Here is a 17,836-nt window from a genome sequence, read left to right on the forward strand (position 1 = left end):
AAGGGGTTTCCGATTATCTGGAAACCCCTTTTTTATGATGAATTATAAAATTAAGTGCAACATCTGAACGTGAACGCATAAAAAAGCCCACAGCGATGGCCTCGTTTAGAATGAAGTTACGACACAAACATTCAGACGGAGGAATCGCTATGAGCTACACCCATCTTACCACAACGGAGCGCGTGAAAATAGAGACCTATCTGGAGCTCGGGATGTCCATCCGGTCCATCGCGAGACGGACCGGGCGACAGCCCTCGACCGTCTCGCGGGAGATCAGACGGAACCCCGGCTACGAGTCAGGACGTGCGCAGAAACGCTACGAGAAGGCGAAAACCCGTTGCGGCGTCAAGACGAAGCTCGACGACACGATGCGCCGGACGATCGTCGAGAAGCTGCGTGCGACCTGGTCACCAGAACAGATCGTCGGCCGCCTCTACGCAGGAAAAATTGCCTTCTCCACCATCTACCGCTGGATCTATGCGGGACGGATCGACGTGCCCGTGACCGTGCTCCGCCAGAAGGGGAAACGTCAAAAGCCGACCGAGACGCGCGGTCGCATCAACGTCGGTCTCCCCATCTCGAAACGACCTCCAGAGGTCAGGGGTCGCCGGACATTCGGGCATTGGGAGCTCGACACCGTCGTCTCCGGACGTGGGAAATCGAAGGCGTGCGTCGCGACGTTCATCGAGCGGAAGAGCCGGTTCTATCTCGCCCTGCCAATCGCGGACCGCACCGCGGCCTCGATGGAGGGGGCGATCCATGCGGTGCACGGTGCCTTCCCGGAAGGCACGTTCGTGACGGCGACGACGGACCGGGGCAAGGAGTTCAGCGGTCACGAGCGCATCCAGGCGTCGCTCGGCGTGCCGATGTATTTCGCCGACCCGTACTCATCGTGGCAACGGGGAAGCAACGAGAACGCCAACGGGCTCCTCCGCGAGTTCTTCCCGAAAGGAACGGACTTCGCGCAGGTCGGTGACGGTGAACTCGCGGATGCGCTGGCCAAGATCAACGGGCGACCGAGAAAGTGCCTGGACTGGAAAACCGCACACGAGGCCTTCACCGAGGAAGTGTTGCGCTTAATTTGACAAACCGTCTTATAAAAAAGAAATGTGTTTAATTTTTATCATAAAATCCGTTTGTGAAAAAACTATGCATTTTTTGATTAAATCTCTTGTCAATTTTTGAAATGAATTTGATATACTTTTTTGTAATATAGTGATGCTATACTCCTTTTAACAAATCGTTCGTCACTGTATCTTTATCTTTAAAGGAGTACAACTAATGAAAAACAAGGTAATACTTATCGCTTCTAGTGTCTTACTCACAACAACTTTTTCGATGCATAGTCCAAAAGTCGAAGCAAGTAGTGCATATAACGTAAAAGTGAAGACAGACGATCTTCGTGTTCGGACTGGTCCTTCTCTCAATCACAAAATTGTCGGCATCACTAACACTGGGCAGACCTTTTCTTATTTAGGAAAAAAAGGAGCTTGGACAAAAGTCCTTTACAAAGGAAACACACGGTATATCTATAGTTCTTACCTAAAAAAATATAAGAGCCACGTTGCCAAAAAAACATCATATAATAACTCTCTTTTTGCTTCTCCTACAGAAGGTCGGCTGACCCAAGGATACGGAAACTCTAATGGTGCTTACGGTTATACATTCCATAATGGCGTTGATCTAGCTGCAGCAAAAGGCACACCCGTCTACGCTTCTGCCAGTGGAAAAGTCATTACATCTAAAAACAGCGGTGCATACGGTAAACACGTTATGATTTCACATAGTCTACAGAATCAAAAATACGTAACCGTTTATGCTCATATGAACAGCCTTTCGGTAAAAAATGGTCAGACAGTCTCTAAAGGTATGAAGATTGGAACAGTTGGGAATACAGGAAACTCGTTCGGAAATCATTTGCACTTTGAGATTCATAAAAACAGTTATAAATACAGCAGTTATTCTGCAGCGAATAGTGTCAACCCAATGAACTATTTGTAACCTAAAAAAAAAGAAAAGATTAGACTGACCTAGCTATATGAGACACTAATAAAAATACCTTGATTAGGCTACCGCCACACCATATTTTATCGGTGTGAGGTAGCCTAATTTTTCTTGGATACGTTCTTCGTTGTAGTAAGTTAAGTAATTATTCACCCGCTCACGCACTTCATAGTCGCTTAACGAGTTGAACTTGACGTACTGGAACACCTCAGACTTCAAGTTCGAATGAAACGATTCGATCACCGCATTATCCCAACAGTTGCCTCTTCGAGACATGCTGCTCGTCAGATACTTCCTCTTTACGAAATCTTGAAAGGCATATGATGTATAGACACTTCCTTGATCTGAATGGATGATAACCCCTTCGGGATTGTTCCGACTCTCCAACGCCATCCTTAACGTATCGATGACGAGGGGCGTCTGTTGATGATCTTATAGCTTATAGGCAACAATCTCATTGTTGAATAGGTCGATGATCGTGGAGAGGTACTTCGTCGTGCCCCCGTATTGGATGTAGGTGATGTCCGTCACCCACTTCTTATTCGGTCTACTGGCAGTGAAGTCTCGCTTGAGAAGGTCAGGGGCGATGACGATACTCTCACCCTGAGACTTCCATTTTCGTTTGGGTTTGATCCGACACTGGAGATGGTGCTTCTTCATGATTCTCTTCATTTCGAGACTCCACTAGGATTACAGAAATATGGCTCCTGGCTTCATCGTGATGTGGTCGACTTCTTCCTTCACTACTGCGAAACCATGTTTACTCGATATAAAGGTAAAGTCCGATATTGGATTCCTTTTAATGAAATCAATGTCATGTCGACAAAACCATGGATGGGGGGAGGAATCCCTTCTTCAACGAAAGAATCACAGTTTATCGGTGCATTCCATCAGATGTTGGCGAATGCCAAAGCCGTGACACTTGCCCATGAGATTGATTCAGAGAACAAAGTGGGGATGATGTATAATGGCCACTTCGCATATCCAAACTCCCCAGACCCAGATGACGTCCAACGAACTGAGGAATTCATGCATAAAATGCAGTACTACTGTGAAGTACTTTGTCGTGGCAAATATCCGAACTACATTAAAAAAGAATTAGAGCGCGAGAATATCTCTTTGCCGTTTGAAGAAGGAGACGCCGATACATTGTATCGTGGTCCTGTTGATTTTATTTCATATAGCTATTACTTAACTCACGTTATCGTCAAGGAGTCGCCTCTCGAATTCTCTGGTTTGAATGGCGTGAAGACAGGCTATAAAAACCAGCATGTGGAGCAAAGCGAATGGGGATGGAGTATCAATCCGAAAGGCTTGCGCTATTCTTTAAATTATCTATATGATCGATATCAGTTGCCACTTATGATTGTTGAAAACGGTCTCGGGGCCGTTGATGAACTCACCTCAGATAAGAAAGTTCATGACGATTATCGTATCGCCTATCTACGGGATCATATTGAAGAGATGAAAAAAGCAGTTTCCATCGACGGGGTGCCTTTACTCGGTTACATGGCATGGGGACCAATCGATTTAATTGCAGCCAGTACAGGAGAAATGAAGAAGCGGTATGGGTTCATCTATGTAGACTTGGACGACGAAGGGAACGGGACCCTAGAACGGATTAAAAAAGATTCGTTCTACTGGTATAAAAAAGTCATAGCTTCAAATGGAGATGATCTGACTTGAATTAAGACGGAGGTATGGAATGATTCGTATCAAAAAAGTATTAAATTCAAGTGTCGTGATTGTCGAGGACAAATCAAAGCTTGAGTACATTTTAATTGGAAAAGGAATTGGTTTCGGGCAGAAAGTCGGAAATGTTGTCGCTCCACCTGAAGCCTCCCAAATGTTCATACCCGCTGACGATGTCCGTATTAAAGAGTTCATAGGACTGGTGACTGAAATTCCTCCTGAATTCGTCGAGATCACTCGAGAAATCGTTGCATATGCTGAGGAAAAGCTGGCTACAAAGCTCAATGCCGGTATCTTTTCAACACTGACAGACCACCTTCACTTTGCGGTAAAACGTTATTATAAAGGTATTACTATCAGCAACCGAGTATTTTGGGAAATTCGAAACTATTATCCACAGGAATTCAAGATTGGAAGTTATGCGGTTAATCTCATGAATGAACGGTTTAAAATCGAACTGCCTATTAAAGAGGCAGCCAATATTGCTTTTCATATTATCAACGCGCAAGGAGAAAGAGAAGAAACACGTGATGGCATGCGCTACGCCAAGATGATTGGGAGTATTGTGAACCTTATTCGATATGCTTACAATATTGAAACCGATGAAGAAGATATTCATTATTCATGATTCATCACACATGTGAAATATTTCGCTGAACGCTTTTATGCTGGAAAAATATTGAATGAAGAATCCGATCAACTATTTGAACAGATTGCGAACATCTACCCAAAGGCCATGAATGGTTCATTCAAAGTACGGGACTACCTTAAACAGTTGCACGGTGTGACAATTCCTAATGAGGAACTAGCTTATCTAGCCGTTCATATTCATCGACTGACAACTAATATGGATTTGAATAAACAATAACTTTCTTAATTACCTGGTTCTTTTTGACGAAGACCAGGTTTTTTCTATACTGAACAAAAAAATATCCATTTTTTATAATCGAGCAGCTATAGGCCGCATGACATATGTGTGTTTTTCACCACTGATTCGATTTCTTTAGATCGGCGTGACGGGCTCCTTTAATAACTTTTTCAGAAAAGATAAAAGGAAAGAACAACTTTGCTCTTTCCTACAATTTCAGTCAAGTGTTAATAATTATTTATACATCGCACGTCTTCATGCTTAGTTTTGGGATGACAGGGCTTCTGCGGTTCGGATTCCACTACAATCCAACGCCCTCGGCTGAATTGAATCCAAAGGACGATCGCCTTAAAGACGATGTCTAGACCGATGGCGATCCACACTCCTGCAATGCCCATCTGCATCTGAATCGCCAATACATATACTGCCCCAGTCCGGATCACCCACATACCGATCGTGGTCAGATACATTGGAAACTTCGTATTGTTCGCTCCTTGGAATCCACCGGTCAATACAAGGACAACTGCTAGGAAAGGCTGGAAGACCGCTGCTATTTTTAATGCGACATCGATGTCTTTGATGACTTGGGGATCGTCGGTGAAAAGTGAACCTGCCCATCCTCCGAAGAAGAATAAGACGACCCCGAATAAGGACATGAAGCCCATCGCCATGAACGTGCTCAATCTGGCATATTCTTTGGCGGTCTCGTGGTCTCCCGCTCCGATGTTGCGACCGACGAGAATGGTTGCTGCTGTCGCGAAACCATATGCCAACATATAAGAGAACACCTCTAGATTCCCTGCAATTTGATGCGCGGCGAAGGTGTTCGTCCCGAGTACCACGATGAATCCGAAATACACGATCTGTCCGGCTCTCATGACCAATCGCTCGATAGCCGCCGGGCTTCCAAGGTTCACGAGCTCCAACTGGTGTTCGAGATCCGGTCTCCAGAAATCTTTCCTGAAGGCGATCACTTCCGTCTTACGAATATAGTTCATCAATAAGAGCGTCCCGACGAGCCGGGCGATGACGGTCGCGAGTGCCGCTCCGACGAGACCAAGTTCGGGGATGATCCAAAAACCGAAAATCAACATATAGTCGAGCACAATATTGACGACATTGATGACGATGCTCACCTTCATCGGTGATTTTGTATCTCCCGCACCTCGTAAGATACTACTGAGCACAAACATCAACGCCATCACGATCGATGGGATCCCGACAATTTTGAAGTAGGTGCTACCAGCTTCTAAAACGTCATTCTCCACCCCCATCAACCGCAGGAGAGGCTCAGCGAAAAATAGCGTCACGACCCCAAAGGTCACCCCGACCACGACAGATAGGACGATGGCCTGCTGCGCGATATGTCTCGCGCGCTCGATTCGTTCTGCGCCTAAGTTATTGGCGACATAAACGTTTACTGCCACACCGATTGCCATAAAGACAGCTAAGTAGATGGCGAGGATGGCATTCGTCACTCCTACCGCTGACACTTCTGCTAGGCCGATTCTTGAGACGAACAGCGTATCGACAAATCCGAGCAACGTTTGGAAAAAATTCTCGGCAACCGCTGGTAACGCGAGTAGAAGGATGAATTTCATCTTGGTTTTTCGATCACCATGAGTGTCCAGCCGCTCACTTTCTATCATCTGAGTCCTCTCCTTCGAAAATTATGCTTACAACGATTACAGGAAAGCGACCCAACGAGGAACCATGGGTCGCTCATGGTCAATCTGAGACACGAATGACGAAAGGATAGGTGTGCACAGTCCCATGGAACTGGAATTCGGCCCAGACCTTGTATAGGCCAGGTTTATGGAAGACCGTCTCAAATTCCGTCGTATCATGAGAAGAAGGATGCACATGGATAAACTGTTCTCCGGCTTCATCCAAGATGACGACATGACCAAGTGCTCCAAGGTATGGCTCCGGGTTACTTTCTTTGGTGTCATAGCTGAAGACAGTCGGGACATGCGCTTTTAAAGAGTCAATCGACAGCTCGACGGTATGACCTTCGATCGTCTTCGTCAGACGCTCATTCACTTTAAGTGACGATTCGATAGAGGAAGAGGACTGATGATCAATCTGTAAGTGAACCGGCTTCACTTGATATGCCAGTCCCTTAGGCTGAATATCCACAAAGAGTTTATACGCCCCTGCCTCAAGTTGGACGGGTTGCTCGAATCGACCCTCACCCTTTTTAAACGGATGGAGGTGTCGGTACTCAGTTAGGTCTTCGTTCACGAGAATCAAATGGAATTCCTTTTCATGGCTGACTTCGAGTTCCGGGGCTTGCTGATGTTGATCCTTTAACTCGATACTGATTTTCCCGAATTCATATTTGGCTTCTACAGACACTTCATTTCCCGTCAAGTTCTTCATATGATGATGTCCATGGTCTTTCACGTTTAACACTCCTTTGAGTAGTCCTTGATCGCACCGTCACTCGACCTCCATTACTTGCAGCAAGAACAACCGATTTTAACGGTCGCCTCCGTTACCTCGTAGCCAGTCTCTTGAATTGCGGTTTCAATCTCAGAAAGTGTGAGTTGGCTTTCATCGAACGTCACGTCCACCTCTCCCGCCGAAAGATTGACCTTCACTGATTCAATACCCGCTAACTTTCCAACGTGTCCTTCAATCTTATTGATACAAGATCCACAAGACATACCCGCTACCTGAAATGTTGATTTTTTCATTATATGTTCCTCCTGATTATTTAATTACCATACATGGGTAGGGTGTAAAAGTATCGATTTTTTTACACCCTCGCCACCTTATGTTCGTGTCCCTCATTGCGCGACACGCTTTCAACAGGTTCTGAGAGTGAGCTATCGTTGCTTATCGTAGCAATGTTAGAATCTCTTCTTTGTTGTTCTCGAAGCCAACAAAGTACTTCACTACTCTTCTTTTTCTGAGCATCCCTTTTTTGTAGAAGACAAACAGTGGTACGATTCGATTCCCTGATATCGCTACCATTTCTTGTTCAAGGTCAAGGTTCACACCCACATCTTTGTTCACATAAGAGACTGAGATTGTTTTTAAGTATTTTTTGGCATCCTGACAATCTGAACACGTCGGACGCGTGTAAAGCTCGAGCTGTAGGGCTGTATCCATCCCACTCCCTCCTTTTATTTGATCATCGAAGGCTTGAATCGTTTTAAACGGAGTGCGTTCACCAGGACCGAGACTGAGCTTAAACTCATGGCCGCTCCGGCAAGTATCGGGTTCAACAAGGGCCCGCCGAGTAGATAAACAATCCCCATCGCAAACGGGATACCCATGACATTATAGGCAAATGCCCAAAACAGGTTCTGTTTGATGTTGCGGATGGTTGACTTGCTCAATTCGACAGCTGTAGGTACATCCATCAAATCGCTTCGCATCAAGACGATGTCTGCAGATTCGATCGCAACGTCAGTACCCGAACCGATCGCGATTCCGATGTCTGCTTGGGCCAAGGCTGGTGCGTCATTGATTCCATCACCGACCATTGCGACCTTCTTCCCTTCGGCCTGTAACTTCTTCACTTCGTTCGCTTTATCTTCAGGTAACACTTCACTCAGTACCCGATCGATCCCGACCTGTCTCGCAATCGCCATGGCCGTACCTTTGTTGTCTCCGGTGATCATGGCTACTTCGATACCCATTCGTTGAAGTTTCTGAATGGCTTTACGACTGTTTTCTTTGACGGTGTCTGCGACAGCGATGATCCCTGCGATTTGTTGGTCAATCGCGATATACATCGGCGTCTTGCCTTGGTGTGCGAGTTTGTCTGAAGCGCCTTCAAGGACATCCAGTGAGATGCCGCGGTCTTTCATCAATTTTCTGTTTCCGGCAAGCAAGACTTTTCCGTCGATCAGTACTTCGATCCCGTGCCCTGGGATGGCTTCAAAACGATCGATATCCATGACACGCATCATTCTGTCCTCTGCCGCTCTTACGATTGCTTCGCCCAATGGATGTTCAGACCCTTTTTCAGCGGAAGCGGTCAAGCGTAACAACTCATCTTCTTGATGTCCATTCACTGTCACGATATCTGTCACTTTCGGTTTTCCTTCAGTGATCGTCCCTGTCTTGTCGAACACGATCGTCTGGACTTTATGGGTCGTCTCCAAGGCGCCGCCACTCTTGATCAACACACCATTCTCAGCACCTTTGCCCGTACCCACCATGATTGCTGTTGGTGTGGCCAAACCTAGTGCACAAGGGCAGGCGATGACCAGTACTGAAATCGTGATCGTCAAGGCGAAGAGGCCGGTCTGACCGCCTAAATACCATGCAATTCCTGAAAGGATCGCGACGACGATGACAATCGGTACAAAGTATCCGGAGATGATATCGGCCAGTTTTGCGATAGGAGCTCGAGAGCCCTGTGCATCCTCGACCAATTTGATGATTTGAGATAGCGCCGTATCCTTACCGACTTTCGTGGCTCGGTATTGGATGATCCCGTTCTTGTTGATGCTGGCACCGATGACTTGAGCACCCACATTTTTTTCAACAGGGATACTTTCACCGGTCAGCATGGATTCGTCTACAGACGTATTACCTGATAGAACCACGCCATCCACCGGAATCTTCTCACCAGGCTTTACGATAATCGTGTCGCCGACGATGACTTCGTCGATTGATACTTCTAACTCTTGTCCGTTGCGGACGACCTTTGCCGTCTTAGGTGCCAGTCCCATCAATTTTTCAATCGCTTCGGATGTTTTACCCATCGACCGGACTTCAAGATATTTACCTAATGTGATCAGCGTGAGAATGACTGCGGCTGTCTCATAGTAGAGGCTATTCACGTATCCCTCATAACCTGAGAGGATAGCCATGGTGGCACCGACGCTATAGAAGAAGGCTGCGCTCGTCCCTAGGGCGACAAGTGAATACATATTCGGATGCCCTCGGAACAATGTCTTAAATCCGACGGAGAAGAATTTCCATCCGAATAACATCACTGGGATGGTCATCATGAGCTGCAAGACAGCGAACAATTCTGGGTTCATCGTTGGATGCAATGCCATCGGTAGGGGTAGGCCGATCATATGCCCCATCGCCACATAGAGTAATGGAATCGTGAAAATCGCCGACCCTACAAATCGGTTCCACATCGATTGAATTTTTTTCAGTTTCTTTTCTTTCTCGGTATCTTGACTATCCGCTGATTCTTGATCTTCTCTTGCCTCATATCCGGCGTTTGCCACCACTCGGATGACATCTGATACAGTCACCAGCTGAGGATCATATCGAATAACTAATTTTTCTGTCGCCAAGTTCACATTCGACTCAGTCACACCCACCATTTTCCTCGTGGCCTTCTCAATCGTCTGCACACACGAGGCACAAGTCATCCCTGTGATGACAAATGATCTTTGCTCGGTCTCGGTTGAGGCCTTGTAGCCAGCCTTCTCGACGGTCGTCTGAATATCCAGCGGCGAGATTTTCGTCTCATCGTAATGAATGCTCAATTTCCCAGTCGCTAGGTTGACGTTGGAGGTCACTACGCCAGGCAATTTTTTTGTTGCTTTTTCAACTGTCTGAACGCAGGACGCACAGGTCATCCCTTCCACGGCAAATGTCTTACTCTCCATATCGTCTTACCTCCATTATTATTGGGCTGATTCGACTTCGTAACCGACCTCGCCCACAACTTCTTTAAATTCATTCACATCTAGTCGTGTTTCATCGTACTTCACTTTTGCAATGCCTTTCTTTAAGTTGACTTTCGCACTTTCAACCCCATTCAGACCTTCAAGTGCTGACTCGACTTTGTTGACACAATGAGCGCATGACATACCTTTAATCGTTAAAATCGTTTTTTTCATCTTGAATCTCCTCCTATTCACTACCTTCATGACATCATTTCAAACTCAATGTCTGGATCCACAGGAATGGTCCTGACATCTGCATTGACCCGGGGTACAGGTGCATGGAATGTCCTCCACCGCTTCACTTTCCTTCATCTCAAGGATTTTTTTGAGATTCTCGATATCCTGTACACTCAGTGTCGCCTGTGTGATCATCGTTCCGATTGTGTTACCGACATCCCTGTCACAGATATGATCGAGTAGATCGTGTAACGTCTCTCTGATGACGTCACCTTCAACGACGTTCGCGGAGTAGATGAATTTCTTCCCCTCGGCCTCGGTTGAGAGCATCCCTTTTTTCACGAGCCTTCCAATGAATGTCTTCGTCGTCGCAGGCTTCCAGCTCATCTTCTTTTCCAATACCTCGATGATTTCTTTACTGGTCACGTGCTTTTGGGCCCAAACGACACGCATGACTTCCCATTCTGAATCCGTGATTTGTTTTTCGACATGTTCAGCCATTTGTCTAACCTCCAATTTTAAGTTTACAATCGTAAACGTTTTATTTGTTTTCAGTTTACAATCGTAAACGTCGACTGTCAACCATTATGTTTTTGGGTTCGCTATTCAGTCTTCATTGGCTATATTCTTGTCTAGAAAACGCATCTGGATATCCTTCAGCAACGCTTTCAAATAGTAGTGCGAGCTGACGGCATCCCGGGCACCAATCGGCGGTGAACTTTAAGACTACAGGCTGCGTAGAGTGATTAACCATTTGCAAATCAGATAATTGAAATTTCGAAAGCATTTTTTCTCCTCTCTTTTCGTTTACATTTGTAATCGATTTGAGTTCACGAATGTAAACGTTATTTGTCAATCTATATATTCGTGTCCATTTTGTATGTTTCTTTAAGCTTATTGTTTCTCTCAAAACACTAATTCGATTCGTACTTAGTTGGGTCGTATTTATTTTGAACTCATACAGCTTTAAATTGTTAACTACTGTCATCTCTTATATGATGTAATAAAACAAAGTAGGAATTGTCTTAAGCGTTTTGTTGCTTAGTCGCTAGGATTAAATAGATGATTCGACTACTAGCTTACTATTGAGACATTCTCATAAGTAAAAAGTGTAGGAAGGTATACATTTCGACGTCGAAATGTATACCTTCCTACACCACAAAGTGCCAGTTTATGAGTGATTTTTTTTATAACAACTTGTATTTAAATGATTTAAATATAGGAACTACATATGCTGTATACAAAATAATAACCAAATGAGGGATTAGAATTGGAATCAAACGAGACCAAGGTGACGTCATTCCGCGTGTCACAAGAAGTGAAAGAACATATTCAGCGTTTAATGGAGCAATGTCAAATATCAACCAACCAATTATTCGAGCAATTAATATCATTGGCCGATAAACAGTCACCGGACCCCTTAGTCGTCAAGGAGAACGAATCACTCGAAGCAGCACTGAATCAAGTGCTTGCCCTGTTCAATGAACGAGCCACTCGACTAGAAACGCAACAAAAAGAACATGAGCGAATCAACGCGCGATATAAAAATACCATTCATGACCTTGAACAAAGCGTAATTGCAGAAGCTGAACGACTCCAAGAGGAGTATGAGCGAAAGGTGTCGTCACATGAAATTGCACTCACTCAATTACAAGATCAAATCAACCAACTAATCGCTGAAAAGAGAATCGTTGAAGACGCATTGGAAACAGAACGTGTGTCTAACAAAGAAGAACTAAAAGAGCAGAAAAAAACAGTTTTTCATCTAGAAGGAGACATGAAAAAGCTAGAAGATGAACGTAGCCAGCTCTATCGGCAAAATCAAAGTCTTATGGACGCTGTCGACGACTTAAAAGCTCGTACACGCCGTCTTGACCAGCTTGAAGAAGAGAACCAGAAACTGCACTTAGAAGTCCAGCTCCTCCGTCGAGAGAAAGAGACATTCGAGAACCGGTTACAGGAACAGGTCGAGCTCGCGGTCCTGCGTGAGCGGAGCACCCAACAAAATAAACAATGATACGAAAAGGGTACTAGGTTGAGTCAACCAGTGACTGAATCTAGTACCCTTATGTTTATTACAAACAAAGTATTTAACGGTTTGAAGAAATCGTCTGATACATGTTCAATGACTTGACCAAAGATGCTTCATTCACACGTAGAATCATAACCTCATGAGAGTATAAAGAATGACTCCGCTTGGTCCAATTAAGATTTCACCTGCAATCCACGCACCTTGAATCGATTACGCTTTTCTTCTAATTTCACTTTCATATCTACCGAGAACGTATTTTCAGGAGTGTTGTAGGCACGCCGTGCTGCCATACTAAGCATTTTTGCCACATCCTCTGCCCGGTCGTCCTGTAAATCATGCAGTGAAGATCGAACATACTGGCGAGCCATTTCTCAGTCACGTAGCGATTCAGGGACCGATACATGACGACTTAATGCCAGGGCCAATTGAGCCGTCTCTAAGCGATAGCTTGTCCCGCCTGCCTGCATACGATTCAGTTCATCCGCTAGCTCGCTTTGCAGAAGTACATGATTACTGTCTGACATCGGTCACCCTCCTCTACTCTTCTTTTGATTTATTATATACCCTTTTCCTGAAAAATTCGACTCAAGTCATGCACGTTACAAAATGGATCGTCCCACGTCATGTTTGCTTTGTATTCCTCTACAAGGTCGAGAAGTTTATCTTTATCGCAAAGTGCCAATAGATTCGTTTTTTCGAGATCCTCTAGATCCTTTTGGCGAGAGGAGAAAATCTTGGTACATGCTAAAAGTTCAATGTCGGGGATATACACATCAATCGCCTCGAACAGCCCTTCAATCTTATGCCGGAATTCATTTTCCTTAAAGTCTTCACGGGGTGGGAACTGAATCACCCCTTCGACAATTTCAATTTCATATTCATGAAGCGCCTCTTTCAATTCAGGTGTCACGACGCCCTCCGTCACGCGAATATCAATATCTCGCGTCGGACGATACTGAACTGCCCCCCGTCAAGTAGACAGGGCAAATAATGAAAACCGAACTAGGCGGCTTGAGACCTGTATTCGACAGGGCTCAAGCCGTTTAGCCGTTTCTGGAAACGGTCATGGTTGTAGAACGATATGTAGGTCTCGATGGCCGATGTGAGTTCGCTATAGGCCTGAAACTCACGCAGGTAGTACATCTCGACTTTCAGGGTACCCCAAAAGCTCTCGATCGGGGCGTTGTCGATGCAACGTCCGACCCGGGACATGCTGTGGGTCAGTCCCGCGTCTTCCACCATGCGTTTGAACCCTCTCGAGGTATATTGGCGCTATGGATCATCGGACGCGCTCCTGTGCGGAGCCCCGTGATGGCTGGCATCATCGTCTGGAAGACGAGAACGTTGTTGTTGGACTTTCCGATGCGATAGGCGACGATCGAGCCGTCGTACAGGTCGATGATTGCGCTCAGGTATGCCTTTTTCCCGGCACCATATTTAAACTCGGTGACGTCGGTGCACCATTTCTCGTCCGGTCGGGACGCGCTGAACTCTCGGTTCATCAGATTCTCGGCCACGTGCTGCGGCGTTGACTTCTTATGCTTCTTCCGCTTCCGGCGGATGACCGATTGGATCCCATGGATATGCATCAAGCGATAGACTCGCTTTTCATTGAACGGGGACAGTCCTTGTTGTCGGCGCAACCGGTTGATCGTCATCGTGATCCGACGGTACCCGTATGTGCCGTTCGCCTGGTCATAGAGTAGACGGATGTCCTCCAGAAGCTTCTCGTTCTCTTCTTGACGCACCGGTATGGTGCGATTCAACCATTTGTAATAGGCCGCACGTGAGATGCCAGCTGGGAAACCTGGGTCTATCAAGGATTGGCGGTTCTAATAGTGGGTTGCCCGTGTGCCTTAGTCACTTCGACGCCGATTTCGATTGTTTCCGCCATCGGTAATGCTGCCAAAAAAGGGGTCTTGATTAAAGGCGGCGTATACCTGGAAGAAATGGGCGCGCTGAAAGCTATTGCATTTGACAAAACCGGTACCCTGACCAAAGGTGTACCTGTCGTCACAGACTTTAAAATCACGAACAAGCAGGTAAACGAGAGAGAACTGCTTTCTATCGTGACGGCATTGGAATATCGTTCTCAGCATCCGTTGGCCTCTGCCATCATGAAAAAAGCGGACGAGGAAAACATACCTTACACCTCTATCAGAGTTGAGGACTTCTCTTCCATCACAGGAAAAGGCATTAAAGGAACGATAGACGGCACCACCTACTTTATCGGAAGCCCGCTTCTCTTTAACGAGCTAGGTGTTGAAAGTATTGATAATAATCTGGACCAAACCGTAACGGCTCTGCAACAGCAAGGTAAGACTTCGATGATTATCGGAACGAAACAAAGCATATTGGCGGTTATCGCCGTAGCCGACGAAGTCCGGGAATCCAGCAAAGAAATCATCCGGAAACTACATGATATGGGTATTAAAAAGACAATTATGCTGACGGGTGACAACAAAGGGACAGGCAAAGCTATCGGCCAGCAAGTTGGCGTCAACGAAATCCAGGCAGAATTGATGCCAGAGGATAAATTAAATGTCATTAAACGCTTGCGAGCTGAGTACGACAATGTCGCGATGGTCGGGGACGGCGTAAATGACGCTCCGGCACTCGCTGCCTCTACTGTTGGAATTGCCATGGGTGGTGCTGGAACGGATACCGCTTTGGAAACAGCAGATGTCGCCCTGATGGGCGACGATTTGAGCAAACTACCGTTTACGATAAAATTGAGCCGAAAATCCCTAAATATTATCAAAGTGAACATCGCGTTCGCTATCAGTATCAAAGCGATTGCATTACTCTTGGTCATCCCGGGCTGGCTCACCCTATGGATAGCTATTATGTCCGATATGGGGGCAACTCTTCTGGTAGCACTGAACAGTTTAAGACTGATGAATGTCAAAGAATAAAAAAACAAAAATATTCATTTTTATATCCTCGAATTTGTACTGGGTATGATAAAAATAAATGATCTCTGTTTTTTAAGACGGCTTTAAGATGACTTCGGTATTGTTCCCGAGTCATCTTTTTAGGTTTCATTATCAGCTTTTTTATCATCAGACAGTTTTAATCGAGGCCGAACCTTATTCATTGACCGGAATATTCTCCGAAGTATGGAAAGAAAATCCGGTCGATAGGTCTACTAAACTATGACAATTAAATCTAAATATTTGAACGTTCGTTTTGGAATCATTCATTCATTCGAATACATCCTATTTTAAGAGACGAAATTTCGATAGTGTTCAAAAAAAAAACGAATGAGGGGGTTTCTAAATATACCCTCATTCGATATTCAGTTTCCTTGCACGTAGAAAAGTATTTATTGGTATCAGACGGTATGAAGTATAGAATTTTTACTCATATGTCGAACCTCAGTGTGGATTTGGTGCAAGGATGACTTATTTCTTTAGTTGTGTTTTTTTGATTCTAACTCTATTGTAGAATGTTTAATATCTAGTTTTGAAGTCACTTCTTTGACTTTTTGTTTAACAATAGTTGAATCCTTTAGATTCATCTCTTCTACTATTAAGTGTAAATTCATGGCGTTATCTTCGCCATCAATTGACCAGACATATAGGTTTTGAACAGAAATCACTTCTTCAATACCTTCAATCTTTTGCTTCACCTCATCGATGTCAATACCATCAGGGACAGCACCTAAAAGTATTTTCATTGTTTTAACTAAATTACGAAACACATTCACTAATATAAACAACGCAATAGCAATTGATAGGATGGGGTCAAGTATATGTATATCCTTGAAGAGTAAAACTATCCCTACTACAAGAACGGCAATCCAACCTAAAACATCTTCTAAAAGGTGCCAAGATAGTACTCCCTCATTTACTGATTTTCCTTTGTGTAGACGGAATGCCGCAAAACCATTTAAAAGCACACCAAAAATTGCAAACCAAATCATTCCTTGTGCATTAGAATGCTCCGGTTCAAACAGTAGAGGAATTGCTTGAGTAAAAATATATACAGATCCAATTATTAATATTGTCGCATTTATTAATGCTCCTAAAAGGGAAAAACGATTATATCCAAAAGTGAAGTTATGATCGGGTTTTTTGTTCGAAAATTTTTGTAAGAACCAGGACAGGCCCAATGCAAGAGCATCACCTAAATCGTGAATGGCGTCCGACATGATTGCAACACTATTAATCAAAAATCCCCCGATAAATTCACCAATCGAGAAAACAAGATTAATTATAAATGCTAGTTTGATATTTTTTGATGCCTTATCAGTACTCGCCATTGTTCGATCTCTCCTCACTTGGTAGTCCATCCTTAAAAAGGTTAGTTGTTAGAATAATACTGGTCTCTAGCGTTCTGCAATATAATAAATTTCTTTGCCTATTGATTGTAAACAACGCATACTTGAGAACTTAAGCGCAGTTCTTAATATTTTAATAAACAATCGAAGGACGTAATTTTTGAAAGCGAAATTAAATACATGTATCTAATTTGTTAGAACCATTTAGGCACTAATTTTATATATAAGACTTCTCCGAACAATTCGGTAACGGTCTGTAAAATGATCACTACAGCTACTTGTGTTGATAGGGGCTCTGGTAATATAGATGCTAATGGAAGAACTACAAGTGAATTCCTTGTTCCCATACTAAATGTAATTGCTCTTCTTGAAGCAATATCTAGTTTGAACAACTTACCAAGGGACTTTGACACCCATGGTATGATAAGTAGAAATAAAATATAAACTGGTATTACATCTATTAATGTCCCGAGGTCACTATACACTTCCCTAATTTGAGAGGCAACTACCACAAAAAGTACAAAAGACATAAATGGAACGGGAATCCATGGCGGCATTTTCATGATACGATTACCTAAAGAACTCTTTTTAGAACACAATTGTGTCATTATCGCTAATAGAAGCGGTATAAAAATCAAAAATAGAAATGCATCTAGAAATGGACCCATCCTAACGATACTAATAGCCTTTTCTCCTAATAATACGAATAAATATATGGGTAAGAGTATCGTCTGTAAAATTAAAAGAATCGGTGTTACTTTTAACAATATTGATTCGTTTCCCTTTCCCATCTTTGTAAAAACAATCACATAGTCGATGCACGGTGTTAACAACACCAAATACACCCCCAGCATTAGTGATGAATCTTGAAGAAATATGATAACCAAAACCTAAACTATTAAAGGAACGGCAACAAAATTTCCTAATAAAAGAGCTACCACAAACCTCATGTTTGTAGCAGATCCATTCGATTTCAGAAACGGAATTTGAACGAACATCCCATACATCAAAACTCCTAAAAGGGGAGAAATAAAAATATCGAGATATACAGCTTCTGTATTCAATAGACCAAAGATTACTGCCAACATCAAAAAAATGATGTATATACTGACTTGGTGGGCTTCCACCTT

14 protein-coding genes and 6 pseudogenes are annotated in these 17,836 nt (G+C 44.2%); 6 read left to right on the top strand and 14 right to left on the bottom strand.

Features of this window, described 5'->3' with window-relative positions; genetic code table 11:
• The first annotated feature begins 149 nt into the window (after positions 1 to 149).
• Together KNP82_RS06880 and KNP82_RS06885 are read left to right on the top strand one after the other, a co-directional pair.
• Complete coding sequence (locus tag KNP82_RS06880) at positions 150 to 1,085, top strand: IS30 family transposase (protein WP_214827472.1); 936 nt, start codon at positions 150 to 152, stop codon at positions 1,083 to 1,085.
• A 196-nt stretch (positions 1,086 to 1,281) separates the two neighbouring features.
• Positions 1,282 to 2,001: a peptidoglycan DD-metalloendopeptidase family protein gene (locus KNP82_RS06885; protein WP_029336161.1), complete on the top strand. Its 720-nt coding sequence runs from the start codon at positions 1,282 to 1,284 to the stop codon at positions 1,999 to 2,001.
• Between the two features lie 63 nt (positions 2,002 to 2,064).
• Here KNP82_RS06885 and KNP82_RS15670 read toward each other — a convergent pair.
• Positions 2,065 to 2,676: pseudogene (locus KNP82_RS15670) on the bottom strand (IS3 family transposase).
• Here KNP82_RS15670 and KNP82_RS06900 point away from each other — a divergent pair.
• Both KNP82_RS06900 and KNP82_RS06905 read left to right on the top strand, forming a co-directional pair.
• Entirely contained in the window at positions 2,650 to 3,690 is a 1,041-nt protein-coding gene (locus KNP82_RS06900) for a glycoside hydrolase family 1 protein (RefSeq protein WP_084593013.1), read from the top strand. The pseudogene KNP82_RS15670 and the gene KNP82_RS06900 overlap by 27 nt on opposite strands.
• A 19-nt stretch (positions 3,691 to 3,709) precedes the next feature.
• Positions 3,710 to 4,564: pseudogene (locus KNP82_RS06905) on the top strand (PRD domain-containing protein).
• A gap of 227 nt (positions 4,565 to 4,791) precedes the next feature.
• Here KNP82_RS06905 and KNP82_RS06910 read toward each other — a convergent pair.
• The 8 genes from KNP82_RS06910 to KNP82_RS15675 all read right to left on the bottom strand — a co-directional run bounded on the left by KNP82_RS06910 (position 4,792) and on the right by KNP82_RS15675 (position 11,380).
• Entirely contained in the window at positions 4,792 to 6,213 is a 1,422-nt protein-coding gene (locus KNP82_RS06910) for an MATE family efflux transporter (protein WP_029336162.1), read from the bottom strand.
• 79 nt (positions 6,214 to 6,292) lie between these two features.
• The gene (locus tag KNP82_RS06915; protein WP_353049055.1) at positions 6,293 to 6,970 is read right to left on the bottom strand and encodes a hypothetical protein; all 678 of its coding nucleotides are present in this window, start codon (positions 6,968 to 6,970) and stop codon (positions 6,293 to 6,295) included.
• A gap of 50 nt (positions 6,971 to 7,020) precedes the next feature.
• Positions 7,021 to 7,263, bottom strand: a complete 243-nt coding sequence (locus KNP82_RS06920) for a heavy-metal-associated domain-containing protein (RefSeq protein WP_051627724.1) — start codon at positions 7,261 to 7,263, stop codon at positions 7,021 to 7,023.
• A gap of 142 nt (positions 7,264 to 7,405) precedes the next feature.
• Positions 7,406 to 7,681, bottom strand: coding sequence for a glutaredoxin family protein (locus tag KNP82_RS06925; protein WP_214827478.1), 276 nt, complete (start codon positions 7,679 to 7,681; stop codon positions 7,406 to 7,408).
• Between the two features lie 14 nt (positions 7,682 to 7,695).
• Positions 7,696 to 10,155, bottom strand: a complete 2,460-nt coding sequence (locus KNP82_RS06930; protein ID WP_131472992.1) for a heavy metal translocating P-type ATPase — start codon at positions 10,153 to 10,155, stop codon at positions 7,696 to 7,698.
• 18 nt (positions 10,156 to 10,173) lie between these two features.
• Positions 10,174 to 10,389, bottom strand: coding sequence for a heavy-metal-associated domain-containing protein (locus KNP82_RS06935; RefSeq protein ID WP_029336168.1), 216 nt, complete (start codon positions 10,387 to 10,389; stop codon positions 10,174 to 10,176).
• Positions 10,390 to 10,434: 45 nt separating this feature from the next.
• Positions 10,435 to 10,893 carry a CopY/TcrY family copper transport repressor gene (locus KNP82_RS06940; protein WP_029336169.1) on the bottom strand — a complete coding sequence of 153 codons (459 nt, stop codon included), beginning with the start codon at positions 10,891 to 10,893 and terminating at the stop codon, positions 10,435 to 10,437.
• Between the two features lie 112 nt (positions 10,894 to 11,005).
• Entirely contained in the window at positions 11,006 to 11,380 is a 375-nt protein-coding gene (locus tag KNP82_RS15675) for a thioredoxin family protein (protein WP_353049056.1), read from the bottom strand.
• Positions 11,381 to 11,662: 282 nt separating this feature from the next.
• Here KNP82_RS15675 and KNP82_RS06950 point away from each other — a divergent pair, with 282 nt between their 5' ends.
• Positions 11,663 to 12,409: a hypothetical protein gene (locus tag KNP82_RS06950; protein ID WP_214827480.1), complete on the top strand. Its 747-nt coding sequence runs from the start codon at positions 11,663 to 11,665 to the stop codon at positions 12,407 to 12,409.
• A gap of 188 nt (positions 12,410 to 12,597) precedes the next feature.
• Here KNP82_RS06950 and KNP82_RS06955 read toward each other — a convergent pair whose 3' ends face one another.
• The 3 genes and pseudogenes from KNP82_RS06955 to KNP82_RS06965 all read right to left on the bottom strand — a co-directional run.
• Positions 12,598 to 12,792 carry a hypothetical protein gene (locus KNP82_RS06955; RefSeq protein WP_214827483.1) on the bottom strand — a complete coding sequence of 65 codons (195 nt, stop codon included), beginning with the start codon at positions 12,790 to 12,792 and terminating at the stop codon, positions 12,598 to 12,600.
• Positions 12,793 to 12,980: 188 nt separating this feature from the next.
• A pseudogene (locus tag KNP82_RS06960) lies at positions 12,981 to 13,367 on the bottom strand (DUF6036 family nucleotidyltransferase); the annotation flags it as partial.
• 59 nt (positions 13,368 to 13,426) lie between these two features.
• Positions 13,427 to 14,223: pseudogene (locus tag KNP82_RS06965) on the bottom strand (IS3 family transposase); the annotation flags it as partial.
• Here KNP82_RS06965 and KNP82_RS06970 point away from each other — a divergent pair.
• Positions 14,215 to 15,339: pseudogene (locus KNP82_RS06970) on the top strand (heavy metal translocating P-type ATPase); the annotation flags it as partial. The pseudogenes KNP82_RS06965 and KNP82_RS06970 sit on opposite strands and share 9 nt — an antisense overlap.
• A 497-nt stretch (positions 15,340 to 15,836) precedes the next feature.
• Here KNP82_RS06970 and KNP82_RS06975 read toward each other — a convergent pair.
• Positions 15,837 to 16,688 (bottom strand): cation diffusion facilitator family transporter, encoded by an 852-nt coding sequence (locus KNP82_RS06975; protein WP_029336174.1) that lies wholly within the window; start codon positions 16,686 to 16,688, stop codon positions 15,837 to 15,839.
• 212 nt (positions 16,689 to 16,900) lie between these two features.
• Positions 16,901 to 17,794 (bottom strand): annotated as a pseudogene (locus tag KNP82_RS06980) (arsenic resistance protein).
• Between the last annotated feature and the right edge of the window lie 42 nt (positions 17,795 to 17,836).

Origin of the sequence: Exiguobacterium sp. s26, from assembly GCF_018618235.1 — a bacterium.
Taxonomy (GTDB): Bacteria; Bacillota; Bacilli; order Exiguobacteriales; family Exiguobacteriaceae; genus Exiguobacterium; species Exiguobacterium chiriqhucha.

Excerpts from the sequence above, each read along its gene's own strand:
- KNP82_RS06975 (WP_029336174.1), bottom strand. The coding sequence starts at position 16,688 with ATGGCGAGTACTGATAAGGCATCAAAAAATATCAAACTAGCATTTATA.
- KNP82_RS06910 (WP_029336162.1), bottom strand. The coding sequence starts at position 6,213 with ATGATAGAAAGTGAGCGGCTGGACACTCATGGTGATCGAAAAACCAAG.
- KNP82_RS06920 (WP_051627724.1), bottom strand. The coding sequence starts at position 7,263 with ATGAAAAAATCAACATTTCAGGTAGCGGGTATGTCTTGTGGATCTTGT.
- KNP82_RS06900 (WP_084593013.1), top strand. The coding sequence starts at position 2,650 with ATGGTGCTTCTTCATGATTCTCTTCATTTCGAGACTCCACTAGGATTA.
- KNP82_RS06925 (WP_214827478.1), bottom strand. The coding sequence starts at position 7,681 with ATGGATACAGCCCTACAGCTCGAGCTTTACACGCGTCCGACGTGTTCA.
- KNP82_RS06930 (WP_131472992.1), bottom strand. The coding sequence starts at position 10,155 with ATGGAGAGTAAGACATTTGCCGTGGAAGGGATGACCTGTGCGTCCTGC.
- KNP82_RS06935 (WP_029336168.1), bottom strand. The coding sequence starts at position 10,389 with ATGAAAAAAACGATTTTAACGATTAAAGGTATGTCATGCGCTCATTGT.
- KNP82_RS06955 (WP_214827483.1), bottom strand. The coding sequence starts at position 12,792 with ATGGCTCGCCAGTATGTTCGATCTTCACTGCATGATTTACAGGACGAC.
- KNP82_RS06885 (WP_029336161.1), top strand. The coding sequence starts at position 1,282 with ATGAAAAACAAGGTAATACTTATCGCTTCTAGTGTCTTACTCACAACA.
- KNP82_RS06880 (WP_214827472.1), top strand. The coding sequence starts at position 150 with ATGAGCTACACCCATCTTACCACAACGGAGCGCGTGAAAATAGAGACC.
- KNP82_RS06940 (WP_029336169.1), bottom strand. The coding sequence starts at position 10,893 with ATGGCTGAACATGTCGAAAAACAAATCACGGATTCAGAATGGGAAGTC.
- KNP82_RS15675 (WP_353049056.1), bottom strand. The coding sequence starts at position 11,380 with ATGACAGTAGTTAACAATTTAAAGCTGTATGAGTTCAAAATAAATACG.